The 12,480-nt window shown below is 67.5% G+C and carries 13 protein-coding genes and 1 pseudogene; 4 read left to right on the forward strand and 10 right to left on the reverse strand.

The features are described 5' to 3' along the window. Positions 1-57 precede the first annotated feature (57 nt). A complete protein-coding gene (locus R1101_RS0107405) occupies positions 58-1,326 on the reverse strand; it encodes an MFS transporter (RefSeq protein ID WP_016932817.1) in 1,269 nt (422 codons plus the stop codon). Beyond that, a complete protein-coding gene (pdxH, locus tag R1101_RS0107410) occupies positions 1,323-1,976 on the reverse strand; it encodes a pyridoxamine 5'-phosphate oxidase (RefSeq protein WP_016932818.1) in 654 nt (217 codons plus the stop codon). The genes R1101_RS0107405 and pdxH overlap by 4 nt, the downstream gene beginning before the upstream one ends. Positions 1,977-2,192: 216 nt before the next feature. On the opposite strand from pdxH, the gene R1101_RS0107415 reads away from it, so the two are divergent. The 4 genes from R1101_RS0107415 to R1101_RS0107430 all read left to right on the forward strand — a co-directional run bounded on the left by R1101_RS0107415 (position 2,193) and on the right by R1101_RS0107430 (position 6,337). Further along, complete coding sequence (locus tag R1101_RS0107415; RefSeq protein ID WP_026002993.1) at positions 2,193-3,320, forward strand: citrate synthase 2; 1,128 nt, start codon at positions 2,193-2,195, stop codon at positions 3,318-3,320. A 103-nt stretch (positions 3,321-3,423) separates the two neighbouring features. Continuing rightward, positions 3,424-4,545 (forward strand): phosphoserine transaminase, encoded by a 1,122-nt coding sequence (serC, locus tag R1101_RS0107420; RefSeq protein WP_016932820.1) that lies wholly within the window; start codon positions 3,424-3,426, stop codon positions 4,543-4,545. A 221-nt stretch (positions 4,546-4,766) separates the two neighbouring features. Then, positions 4,767-5,621 (forward strand): septation protein SepH, encoded by an 855-nt coding sequence (gene sepH, locus R1101_RS0107425; RefSeq protein WP_198420247.1) that lies wholly within the window; start codon positions 4,767-4,769, stop codon positions 5,619-5,621. A gap of 14 nt (positions 5,622-5,635) precedes the next feature. Continuing rightward, positions 5,636-6,337, forward strand: a complete 702-nt coding sequence (locus tag R1101_RS0107430; RefSeq protein WP_016932822.1) for a DUF6928 family protein — start codon at positions 5,636-5,638, stop codon at positions 6,335-6,337. A 34-nt stretch (positions 6,338-6,371) separates the two neighbouring features. On the opposite strand, the gene R1101_RS0107435 is transcribed toward R1101_RS0107430, so the two are convergent. The 8 genes and pseudogenes from R1101_RS0107435 to R1101_RS0107475 all read right to left on the reverse strand — a co-directional run. Continuing rightward, a complete protein-coding gene (locus R1101_RS0107435; RefSeq protein WP_026002994.1) occupies positions 6,372-7,955 on the reverse strand; it encodes an alpha/beta hydrolase in 1,584 nt (527 codons plus the stop codon). A 133-nt stretch (positions 7,956-8,088) separates the two neighbouring features. Then, positions 8,089-8,514 carry a DUF7144 family membrane protein gene (locus R1101_RS0107440; protein WP_026002995.1) on the reverse strand — a complete coding sequence of 142 codons (426 nt, stop codon included), beginning with the start codon at positions 8,512-8,514 and terminating at the stop codon, positions 8,089-8,091. Positions 8,515-8,723: 209 nt separating this feature from the next. Next, on the reverse strand, positions 8,724-9,140 hold the full coding sequence (locus tag R1101_RS0107445; protein ID WP_016932825.1) for an SHOCT domain-containing protein: 417 nt from the start codon (positions 9,138-9,140) through the stop codon (positions 8,724-8,726). A 307-nt stretch (positions 9,141-9,447) separates the two neighbouring features. After that, positions 9,448-9,873: a DUF7144 family membrane protein gene (locus tag R1101_RS0107455; protein ID WP_016932827.1), complete on the reverse strand. Its 426-nt coding sequence runs from the start codon at positions 9,871-9,873 to the stop codon at positions 9,448-9,450. Between the two features lie 103 nt (positions 9,874-9,976). Then, the gene (locus tag R1101_RS0107460; protein WP_016932828.1) at positions 9,977-10,249 is read right to left on the reverse strand and encodes a DUF2537 domain-containing protein; all 273 of its coding nucleotides are present in this window, start codon (positions 10,247-10,249) and stop codon (positions 9,977-9,979) included. After that, positions 10,246-11,052, reverse strand: a complete 807-nt coding sequence (locus tag R1101_RS0107465) for a TrmH family RNA methyltransferase (RefSeq protein WP_016932829.1) — start codon at positions 11,050-11,052, stop codon at positions 10,246-10,248. The genes R1101_RS0107460 and R1101_RS0107465 overlap by 4 nt, the downstream gene beginning before the upstream one ends. A gap of 132 nt (positions 11,053-11,184) precedes the next feature. Further along, positions 11,185-11,616, reverse strand: a complete 432-nt coding sequence (locus R1101_RS0107470; protein ID WP_026002996.1) for a MarR family winged helix-turn-helix transcriptional regulator — start codon at positions 11,614-11,616, stop codon at positions 11,185-11,187. Between the two features lie 44 nt (positions 11,617-11,660). Then, a pseudogene (locus R1101_RS0107475) lies at positions 11,661-12,480 on the reverse strand (NCS2 family permease); the annotation flags it as partial.

Consider the following 12,480-nt stretch of genomic DNA (forward strand, 5'->3'; position numbering starts at 1 on the left):
GGCTCACGCGCGCCGCTTCCGGACGAAGTCGCGTCCGGCGAGAACGTGGACCTGTCGTCACCCGAGGGTGCGCGAGACCCGGTAGCGCACGAAGGCCGGGAAAGCGACCACGCACACGAGCGTGCCGACGATCACGAGCACGCCGCCACCGGCCGCCGCGACTGCCGTGCCCACAGCCGCTGCGGCCGCACCGTGGAGCACGTCGCCGATACGCGGCCCGCCCGCGACGACCACGATGAACACACCCTGGAGCCGACCGCGCATCTCGTCGGTCGCGACGGTCTGCAGCATCGTCGAGCGGAAGGCCGCGGACACCATGTCGACCGCACCGCCGAAGGCCAGGAAGAACAGCGCGACCCACAGCAGCAGGCCGCTGCCGCCCGGTTCGGCCCACCACACCGCGGCACCGAAACCCACCATCGCCACACCCCACAGGACGATGCACACGATCACGGCGAAACCCTGTCGCTGCACTCGCGGCAACCACCCGGAGAAGACGCCGCCGATCACCGCGCCCACCGACATCGCCGCGAACAGCAGACCGAGGGCGAAGCCGCCCTGCGCGGGATCACCGAACGATTCGTGGGCGATCTGCGGGAACAGCGCGCGCGGCATCCCGAACACCATCGCGACGATGTCGACGACGAACGACGCCAGCAGGATCTTCTGTCCGGACAGATACCGGAAGCCGTCGAACACCGCGCGCAGACCGGCGCGGGTCACCTCGCCCAGCGGCGGGATCGCCGGTAGCCGGACCACCGCCCACAGGGTTGCGAGCAGGAAGATCGCGTCGAGCAGATAGAGAGTGGACAGACCCACGACAGGGATGAGGGCACCCGCGAACAACGGCCCGGCGATGGCACCGAACTGCACGACCGTCATGTTCAGCGAGGTGGCCGCCGCGATCTGCCCCGTCGGCAGCAACCGCGGGATGATCGCCGCGCGGGTCGGCTGGTTGACGGCGAAGAACGCCTGCTGCACCGAGAACAGACACAGCAGGATCCACACGTTGTCCAGTCCGCTCGCCGCCTGCACCCACAGCAGCAGGGACGTGACACCGAGTCCGGTGGAGGTGATCAGGAGCAGCTTCCGGCGATCCATGGCGTCGGCGAGGGCTCCGCCCCACAGTCCGAAGACCACGAGGGGAACCAGCCCGAAGACACCGGTCAGACCCACATATGCCGAATTGCGGGTGATCTCGTAGATCTGCTGTGGCACGGCGACCACGGCCATCTGGGCGCCGATGACGGTAACGATCCCGGCCCACCACAGCCGGGCGTAATCCTTGGTGCGCAGGGGCGTGGTGTCGGCGAGCAACCGCCTCACGGTTGCAGGCGCTCGGTGACCCAGCGACCGTCGACCGAGCGGGTCCGGATCCGGTTGTGCAACCGATTGGGTCGGCCCTGCCAGAACTCGACCGACTCCGGCACGATCCGGAAGCCGCCCCAGAACGGCGGCACCGGGATGTCGTCGTCGAGGTCGTACCGCTCGGCGGCCTCGACGAGGGCGTGCTCGAGATCGGCCCGCTCCCCCACCGGCCGTGACTGTTGCGACGCCCACGCGCCGAGTCGTGATCCGCGCGGACGGGTGTGCCAGTACGCGAGCGTCTGATCGTCGGGCACGCGGACGACCGGTCCGCGGACCGTCACCTGCCGGTAGACCGGCAGCCACAGGAAGGTGGCCGAAGCGTAGGGATGCCCCGCCAGATGGCGGCCCTTGTCGGACTCGAAGTTCGTGAAGAAGGTCAGGCCGTCGGCGTCGATCTTCTTGCACAGCACGGTGCGGGTCGCCGGGTGGCCCTGCTCGTCGACGGTCGCGAGCACCATCGCATTGGGTTCGGGCACAGCGGTGGCGACGGCGTTCGCAAACCACGTACGCAACAGCGGAAGCCAGCCTCCGGCGACATCGTCCGGGGTGAGATCGCGGTCGGCGGGGGACTCGTCGGTCGGCCCGGCCGGGCTGTAGTCGACACGCATACGCGCGAGGTCGTCTCCCTCGGGACGCGGCAACGATGTATCGGACGGCACGAACGACGACGGTACTCCGGCATCCCGAAGGCGGCGCTCGGACCACGAGGACTACAGTTTTCAGGACGACCCGAGTGGGGTGCCGATCACACCTGGCGGTGACCTCATTCCACCGGCAGCGCGGCTCGGACCGGGCCGTGCTCGAATGAGGAGAGCCCAACCGTCATGGCAATGCGCGCGTCAGTTCCCGAGGATTTCGTCGCAGGACTCGAAGGCGTGGTCGCCTTCACGAGCGACATCGCCGAGCCCGACAAGGACGGTGGCGCACTGCGCTATCGCGGGGTCGACATCGAAGAACTCGTCGAGAAGGGAGTCACCTTCGGCGACGTGTGGGCCCTGCTCGTCGACGGCGAGTTCGGTCGCGGCCTGTACCCGGCGGAGCCGTTCCCCCTCCCGATCCACACCGGCGACGTGCGTGTCGACGTCCAGGCGGGTCTGGCGATGCTCGCACCCATCTGGGGTTTCCGTCCGCTGCTCGACATCGACGACGCCACGGCCCGCGACAATCTCGCGCGTGCCGCGGTGATGGCCCTGTCCTATGTGGCCCAATCGGCCCGCGGCATCTATCAGCCCGCCGTGCCGCAGCAGCGCATCGACGAGGCGAGCACCGTCACGGAGCGTTTCATGGTGCGGTGGAAGGGCGATCCCGATCCCAAGCACGTCGAGGCGATCGACGCCTACTGGGTGTCGGCGGCCGAGCACGGCATGAACGCCTCGACGTTCACCGCCCGGGTCATCGCCTCCACCGGCGCCGACGCGGCCGCATCGCTCTCCGGCGCCGTCGGCGCGATGTCCGGGCCGCTGCACGGCGGCGCCCCGGCCCGCGTGCTGCCGATGATCGAGGAGACCGAACGCACCGGCGATCCGCGCGGGCTGGTCAAGGGCATCCTCGACCGCAAGGAGAAGCTCATGGGCTTCGGTCACCGTGTCTACCGCGCCGAGGACCCCCGCGCCCGGGTGCTGCGCAGCACCGCGAAGCGGCTCGACGCTCCCCGCTTCGAGGCCGCGGCCGCGCTCGAGCAGGCCGCGCTGGCCGAACTGCGCGAGCGTCGCCCCGACCGCGCGATCGAGACCAACGTCGAGTTCTGGGCCGCGGTGATCCTCGATTTCGCGGAGGTCCCTGCGGCGATGATGCCCGCGATGTTCACCTGCGGGCGCACCGCCGGCTGGTGCGCGCACATCCTCGAGCAGAAGCGGCTGGGCAAGCTCGTGCGTCCCGCGGCGATCTACACCGGCCCGGATCCGCGACCGGCCTCGGAGGTCACGGGCTGGGACTCGATCGCGCACCGTTGACCCCTCCCCCGGCCGGGCCCGACCAGCGCCCGGCCGGGGCTCCGAGGAGGCGGTCTAGACTACCTGTGCACCATGTCCCTCGACTCTTAGGACACGCATTCCGATGGCAGACGCGTCACCGATCATTCCCGCCGACCTGAAGCCCGCAGACGGCCGCTTCGGCTGCGGCCCCTCCAAGGTTCGTCCCGAGCAGCTGCAGTCGCTGGTCGATGTCGGCGCTTCGGTGTTCGGCACCAGCCACCGGCAGAAGCCGGTCAAGGACGTCGTCGCCCGTGTCCGCTCGGGTCTGCGCGACCTGTTCTCCCTGCCCGAGGGTTACGAGGTCGTCCTCGGCAACGGTGGCACCACCGCCTTCTGGGATGCCGCGGCGTTCGGTCTGATCCGGGAGCGTTCGCAGCACTTCACCTACGGCGAGTTCTCGTCGAAGTTCGCGACCGTCGCGAAGAAGAACCCGTTCATCGGCGACCCGATCGTCGTGGGTTCGGAGCCCGGTTCGGCCCCCGAGATCGTCGCCGACGCGTCGGCCGACCTCATCGGCTGGGCGCACAACGAGACCTCGACGGGTGTCGCGGTTCCCGTGCAGCGTCCTGCCGGTTCCGACAACGCCCTGATCGCGATCGACGCGACCTCGGGTGCCGGCGGCCTGCCTGTGAACATCGCCGACGCCGACGTGTACTACTTCGCTCCGCAGAAGTGCTTCGCTGCCGACGGTGGTCTGTGGATCGCGCTGATGAGCCCGGCTGCGCTCGAGCGTGTCGCGGAGATCAAGGAGTCGGGTCGCTTCACCCCCGAGTTCCTGTCGCTGCCCATCGCGGTGGACAACAGCAGTAAGGACCAGACGTACAACACCCCGGCGCTGGCCACCCTGCTGCTGTTCGCCAACCAGATCGAGTGGATGAACGGCAACGGCGGGCTCGACTGGGCGGTCGCCCGCACGAAGGACTCGTCCGCGCGCCTGTACGAGTGGGCCGAGGCGTCCGAGTACGCGACCCCGTTCGTCGCCGATCCGGCACTGCGTTCGCAGGTCGTGGGCACCATCGACTTCGCCGAGTCCGTCGACGCAGCCCAGGTCGCGAAGATCCTGCGCGCCAACGGCATCGTCGACACCGAGCCCTACCGCAAGCTCGGCCGCAACCAGCTGCGCGTCGGCATGTTCCCGGCCATCGATCCCGAGGACGTCTCGCAGCTGACCAAGAGCATCGACTGGGTCGTCTCCCAGCTCTGAGCACGCGCGCGAAGCGGGGCCGGGTCCGGGATCGGACCCGGCCCCGCTGTCGTTCGAGTCTCGACCTCGCATCGAGACATTTCGGCGAACCCTGGACGATAACGCGCCGCGCCGGATTTCTTGCGATGCCACTCGGCGTGGCGCGGCGTGTCCGGCCACGAAAAATATCGCGGTCGGTTACAGTCGGGCGGGTCAATCGCGATCGGCGCGAGGAGGTCAAGGTGCGAGAGCTTCGAGTGGTCGGTCTCGAGCCCGATGCTAAGCATGTGGTGCTCGCCGATCCCACGACGGGGGACAAGTTCCGCATTCCCGTCGACGACACCCTGCGCGCAGCCGCTCGCGGGGATCTGGCCCGTCTCGGCCAGATCCAGATCGAGACGACCAGCCAGCTCCGTCCTCGCGAGATCCAGGCCCGCATCCGCGGCGGCGCCTCGGTCGAACAGGTGGCCGACGAGGCGGGCATCCCCGTCGCCAAGGTCGAACGGTTCGCCTATCCCGTTCTGCTCGAACGGTCCCGGGCCGCCGACATGGCCAAGAAGGGTCACCCGGTCCGACCCGACGGACCTGCTGTCGAAACCCTGCTCGACATCGTCACGCATGCCTTCCGCGCCCGTGGGCACAGCCTCGACGAGGCCGAATGGGATGCCTGGCGCGACGACGACGGATTCTGGGTCGCGCAGTTGCGGTGGCACGCCGGTCGTTCCACGAACCGGGCCCACTGGCGGTACCAGCCCGATGCGCACGGTGGCACGATCACCGCTCTCGACGACATCGCGGCCGATCTGGTGGATCCCGATTGCGGTCGTCCCCTGCGCTACCTGACCCCGGTCTACTCGGCGCGCGACGTCGACGATTCCACCGAGGCCGAGAACGCCGAACGTCACGCCCCGATCGCACTGGAGTCCCCCGCTGCCGAAGAACCGGCTCCCGAGCCGGCCGCTGCAGAGGAGACTGCCGTCGCCGCCACCGTGGGCGACGAGGCACCGCAGGCCCCCGCGAAGGACAAGCGCGGCAAGCCGGCCCTCCCCTCGTGGGACGACGTGTTGCTCGGTGTGCGCAGTAACGGACGCGTCTGAGGAAGACGTCGACGATGTCGGCGACGGTGTCGACGCTCTGGTACGTCGACGCACCCGATCCTGCCGCGGTCCTGCGCGAGTTCTCCCCGGATCGTGATGCGGCGCAGGCACTTCTGTCGCGCATGTTCCCCGACGTTCAGGTCGATCCCGGTGTGCGGGTTCCGCTGACCGAGGTCGGTCGAGACGATACGGCGGATTCGGTCGAACGGTTCTGGGTCGGCAGCTATCCCGGCGTGACGGTCGTGTCGAGCCGCCGATTCGCACTGCGCCACCCATCGGAGCTTCCCTCGATGTGGTTGCGTACGCCCGCCGCGGAACACACCTGCCTGCTGGCCTCCGATCCGGCCGGCGCGTGGGGATCGTTCGCCGTGTGGGAGTGCGGCAGGCTGCGACGCAGTTTCGGGGCGAGCACGGTCGAGTTCTTCGAGGACGAGGGCCTTCCGTTCGTGTGGGAACGGCCGTTCTGGGCGGGTGACCATCCGCTCCGCTGGCCGCCGAACATCCCACCGCCCCCGGAGTCCCTGCCCTTCCACCCCCGCAAGCTCGTCGAGGAGGCGCACGGCGCGTGGCTCGGATTCCGCTACGTCGGGCGTCGCGACGACGAACCGGACCCGCGCGAGATCGAGACGTGGAGTTTCACGCTGCGCACCCCGGTCCCGCAGGTCACCGCCCCGGCTCCGAAGACCGGCTGGTGGCGGCGTCTCGTGGCGCGTTGATCTCCCCCCTACCCCGGATTCTCGACCGGTCTGTTCACTCTCCTTCTGAGATAACGGTTTTCAGGGAGTCGACGTCCTCGGGCGTGATGTCCGGGGACTGGAGGACGATGGCCCAGGCGTCCACGTACTCGGTGCTGTACTTGTGACCGTGACCGGCCGGCACACCCGTGGAGAAGGGCAGATCTGCCGTGATCTGCCAGAAGGTCACGAACGGTATCCACACCATGTCCTCGAGCACGTCGCGACCGGGGGCTTCACCGATCCAATCCGGTTCGCTCGTGATCAGACGTGGACTCCACCACACGATCGGGTCCGACGGATGCATCAGGTACAGCACCCGACTTCCCTCCCACGGAGCGGCGTCGGGAGGAATACCCGCCTGCGGGTCGTTCGTGAATCGCACCGTGCGACCGTCCCGGAAGACCGGCTCGACCTCCGGGCTGCCCTCGTCCCGGCGATCGCTGAACTCCCGGAAGAGGACGTTGAAGTTCGGGGGTCCGGCGAACACCGTACCCGCCGTCCGATTGCGAAGGTCGTACTCGCCGCTGAAGGCCGTCTCCCCACCGAACGAACCGAGACTCTCACCTGCCACGAACAATCGGGGGCGGGCGTCCTGAGGAAGTTTGGACCAGACGTCGTAGACCGCGTCGAACAGATCGCGTCCGGCTTCCCTCGCCTTCGACTGGTCGACCAGATAGGAGATCCACGAAGGCAGGTAGGAGTACTGGATGGCAACGGTCGCGACATCGCCGCCGGTGAGGTACTCGACGGAGTCCACCAGAGCCGGATCCACCCATCCACTCCCGGTCGTCGTCACCACCACCAGATTCCGGCGTTCGAATCCGCCTGCCCGCGTGAGGTCTTCGACCGCCAGCGCCGCTCGCGTCTCGGTGTCCTCGGACGACGCCAGGCCGGCGTAGACCCGGATCGGTTCGAGGGCAGGGCCTTCGGTGAACCGGCCGATCTGCCCGGTGGACGGACCCTGCCCGACGAAGATCCGCCCCTGCCACCCCAGGGAATCCCACGGCACCACCGAATCCGGTCCGCCGGAGCGCAGCGCGGTCGTCGGTTGCTGCACACCTTCTTCAGTCTGCGTGTCCCGTGCCGAGAACGCCGTGTTGGCGACGTCGATGAAACCTGCCAGCAGCACGCCGGAGACGAGCGCGTACACCAGGCCGGCGACGAGCACCCATCCCACGACGTTCGCGGCTCGCTGCCCGATCCACCGGTCGAGCATCTTCGCCGCCCAGCGATACAGACCGCGGATACCGCGTCCGATCGCCAGGAGGAGGCCGAACACCAGCACCGCGATGACCGGCGAGAGCACCGTGAACACGAGATCGTATTCGGAAATCCCCATCAGAGATCGGATCTCGTGCTGCCAGTACTGGCCGAGCCCGAAGAAGACCGCCAAGAGGACCGCGCCGCAGACGCCGAAGATCCACCACGACGCAGCCTTGGGAGACCGAGGGGGCCGGTCGGCGAACGCGCGCCACACGAACGCGAGAAGCACCCCGAGGCCGTATCCGATCGCGGCCGTGATCCCGCAGATCATCCCCTGCAGGATCCCGCCGCGCGGAAGCAACGACGGGGTGAAGGACAAACATGCGAAAAGCACTGCACCCCAACACCCGGGAAGCGTGAGATGCAGTGCACTCCGTCGTCGCTGCGACCGGGAAGCGCCGGACTCGGTCGTGATGTTCCCGACCGGTCCGCCCCGAACGCTGCGACCGCCTTCCTGCACGGCCGCGTCAGTAGTAGTCGGAACGCGGCTGCCAGGTCGAGACCGCCCAGATCACAACCACATCGAGCGCGATGATCAGGATCGACCACCACGGGTAGTACGGCAACCACATGAAGTTCGCAAGGATCGACAACGCGGCGATGACGATGGCCGTGACGCGAGCCCACGTGGCGCCGCTCATCAACGCGAGACCGGCGACCAGCATCACGACACCGAGGACGATGTGGATCCATCCCCACGTGGTGAAGTCGAATTTGAACGTGTATTCCACGCCCTGCACGAAGACTTCGTCCTCGGCCACCGCGGCGATGCCCTGGAAGATCTGGACGATGCCGACGGTTGCCAGGATGATCGCTGCGCCGATCGAAGTGCCTGCGGCGATGCCCTGTTTGACACTCGTCCCGCCCCGGTCGGGGCGTACATCCTGCGACATGACAATCCTCTCGTGTAGGAAGAAGACATCGACCGTGCGCCGCTCCTCGCGAGGAGCGGTCACGATCCGATTCTCAGGAGCAAGGGCGTCTTCGTTTTATGCTGCCACCCTTGCACTTTCGACCGCCGGCTTCTCGAAGCGACGAGGCGTCGAACGCACGAGCCGACCACGGGAGGGCACCGTCGCAGCGCCCTCCCCGCGACGATGATTCACGCGATGGGCACGCCGTCACGTCCGGTCGTGGCGTTACCGAGCGCCTGAGCCTTGAGGTGTTCGTACTCCGCGGGCGTGATCGCACCGGAGTCGAGCAGGGCCTTCGCATCGGCGATCTGTTGAGCCGGGGACTTCCCGGCCGCCACGGTCCGGATGTATTCGTCGGTGGCCTGCTTCGCCTCCGCCTGGGCCTGCTGTGCCCGCAGCGCCATTCCTCGACCGCGAGCGATCAGGTAGACCAACGCCGTCAGGTACGGAAGGACCACCAGACCGATGACCCACACCGCTTTCACCCAACCGGATACGGAGTGATCCCGGAAGAGGTCGACGATGATTTGGAACAGGACGATCAGATACGCCACGAAGGCGAACACGACGACGGTGTACCACACGTAGTCCCAGAATGAATCCATAGCCGAACCTCCCCGGCCGAACCGATGGCGGGCGATACCCTGTGAAACCACCGGAGAATGAAGATCTCGAATTCTGTTGTCCTGCGGTGTGCCGCAACGGCACTGCCACTACTCGCGGCCCCCGGTCCACTCGTCGACACCGGTGTCGAATCGTGACGACTGTCCGATTCGGGCTTCGGCAGGTCCATCTTCGGTCATGACGACCTCCGTCCCTCTGTTCGGGAGGGCCGGATATACCATACGCCCGTTCCCGGATGGAGGGCACCGGTTTGCGCAATCGGCGCGTTTCGGTCCCGGATCGGGTCGATCAGGAGTACACCGCCCGGGGGTTCCAGGTTGCGACCGCCCAGATGACCACTACATCGAGGGCGATGATCGCGAGCGCCCACCCGGGATAGTAGGGAAGCCACATGAAGTTCACCAGGATGGACAGCGCGGCGATGACCATCGCCGACACCCGCGCCCAGGTCACCCCGGAGATCAACGCGATGCCCACGATCACCATCACGACACCGACGACGATGTGGACCCACCCCCACGTGGTGAGATCGAACCTGAACACGTACTCCTGACCGGTGACGAACACTTCGTCCTCGGCGACCGCCGCAATCCCCTGCAACAGCTGCAGAGCGCCGATCAAGGTCATGATGATCGCGGCGCCGACCGACGTTCCCGCGGCCAGACCCTGCTTGACCGACATTTCCTCCCGATCGGCATGCACATTGTGAGACATGATGCTCCTTCCGGACGACCCGTCATCATCGAGTGTGCGCTCCGCCGGAATTCTCCAATGGGGGTTGACGATTTTCCTCCGCCGGCGAGCACACCCGGAACGGTCAGGACACGAGCAGCGCGAGCCATCCGAACGGCACGCCGCCCACGACACCGGCCGCGAGCCAGCGCAGCACCGGTACCCGCAGCCACGACCACACGGTCGGGACGATTCCCGCGACCGTCACGATGTTGACGACCACCGCGAGGACCGGATCGATCCGGCCGAGCACCCGGCCGCAGGCCACGACGGCGATGACGGTGGCGACGAAGGAGAATGCCGTCAGCGTGAGCCCCGTCCCCCACGGGGTGGGCGCGGGGTCGCGAGCCGGGATCATCGGGACAGCCGGACCCGCTCGTAGAACGCCATCGCCGCCGCGGTGGCCACGTTCAGCGAATCCGTGCCGGGCGCCATGGGAATTCGGGCACGGACGTCGGTCGCCCGCATCGCGTGCTCGGTCAGACCCGGACCTTCGGCACCGAGCAACAGTGCGACCTTCTCCTCCGTCATCGCTTCCGCGAGCGGGATCGCCTGCGGATCGGGGGTCAGCGAGATAAGCTGGAATCCCTTGCCACGCAACTGATCCAGGTCGGACGGCCATCGGTCGAGATGGGTGAAGGGAACACGGAGGACGTGCCCCATCGACACGCGGACCGCCCTGCGGTACAACGGGTCGGCGCAGCCCTTCCCGAAAAGCACACCGTCGACACCGAGGCCGGCCGCGTTGCGGAACATCGAGCCGATGTTCTCGTGGTCGTTGACCCCTTCGAGCACCGCGACCGTGGTCGCCTTGTCGAGGACCTCGTCGAGCGACAACGGTGCGGGTCGGTGCGAGACCGCAAGCACGCCTCGGTTGAGGTGGAACCCGACGATCTCGGCCATGGTTCCGGCGTCGGTGCGGTAGAAGGGCACGTCGACGTCGCACAGGTCGCCGGCGAGTTCGTCCAGTCGTCGACCCACTCCGAGCAGACTCGCCGGAGCGAACCGGGAATCGAGCATGCGCTGGACGACCAGCACACCCTCAGCGATCACCAACCCTTTCCGACCGGGAAGGTCGGGCCGACGATCCGCCGAGTTGAGATCGCGGAAATCGTCGACCCGGGGGTCGGAAGGATCGTCGATGTCGATGACGTGAACCACCGGGACATTCTCCCAGCGTCCGCGTCCCCTCCCGCACCGGGTCGGTCGGCGCGACCGTGACACGAGGTCGGCGCGACCGTGACACGAGGTCGGCGCGACCGTGACACGAGGTCGGCGCGACCGGGAGTACGGTCAGTCGTCTTCCGCGACCAGCGCCGTGAGGATACCGACGGCCTCGCGCAGCGTCGCGAGCGATGCGGAGTCGAGATTCTCGAGCCGTTCGGTCAGCCACACTTCACGTGCCTGGGCTTCGTCGGCGAGCAGCTCGGTCCCGGCGTCGGACAATGTCACGATGATCTGTCGTCCGTCCGTGGGATGCGGTGTCCGCTCGACGAGGCCGAGTTCGTGAAGTGAGGCGATGACCCTGGTCATCGAGGGTGGTTGGACGCGTTCGCGCGCAGCCAGCGCCCCCGGGGTCATCGCACCCTCCTGCGCGAGGGTGGCCATCGCCGAGATCTGGGTCAGGGAAACTCGGGAATCGGTGCGTCGCCCCCGCAAATGACGCGTCAGACGCACAACGGCGAGTGAGAGGTCACCGGCGAGTGCGCGTGTATCCGAGATCATGGCGTGCAGAATACGTCACATCGCCCGAAACACGTCCCGGCCGTCTACGTGAGCAGTTCCGTGATCGGATCGACCGAGAAGTACAGGGCGAACAGCCCTGCGACGATCCACATCAGCGGATGGATGGTGCGGATCTTGCCGCTGGCCGCGTGCAGGACCACCCAGGTGATGAAGCCGACGCCGATGCCGTTGGCGATCGAGTAGGTGAACGGCATGACCATGATGGTCAGGAAGGCCGGCAACGCCACGGCGAACACGGAGAAGTCGATGTCGCGGACCTGGCCGATCATCAGGGCACCGACCACGACGAGCGCCGGAGAGGCCGCCTCGATCGGGACCACCTCGTACAGCGGAGTCAGGAACATCGCGAGCAGGAACAGCACGCCGGTGACCACGTTGGCGAGGCCGGTGCGGGCTCCTTCCGCGATACCCGAGGCCGATTCGACGAACACCGTGTTCGAGGAGGCCGAGGCGCCGCCACCGACGATGGCGCCGGTGCCCTCGACGACGAGGGCCTTGCCGATGCCCGGCAGGGTGCCGTTCTTGTCGGCGAGGTCGGCCTCCTTGCCGAGACCGGTCATGGTTCCCATCGCGTCGAAGAAGTTCGCGAGGACGAGGGTGAACACGAGCAGCGTCGCGGCGATCACGCCGATGCGGGTGAACGCGCCGAACAGGTCGACGTTGCCGACGAGGCTCAGGTCCGGGATCCCGAAGAAGGAGTCCGGGGCCTCGGGCGTGCTGAGATTCCAGCCCTTCGGGTTGGTGCCCAGGGACGGACCGACGTCCGTGACCGCTTCGATGATCATCGACAGGATGGTCGTGACGACGATGCCGATCAGCAGTCCGCCGCGCACCTTGCGTGCG

It is taken from the genome of Rhodococcus sp. R1101 (assembly GCF_000278445.1).
Classification (GTDB): domain Bacteria; phylum Actinomycetota; class Actinomycetes; order Mycobacteriales; family Mycobacteriaceae; genus Rhodococcus; species Rhodococcus gordoniae.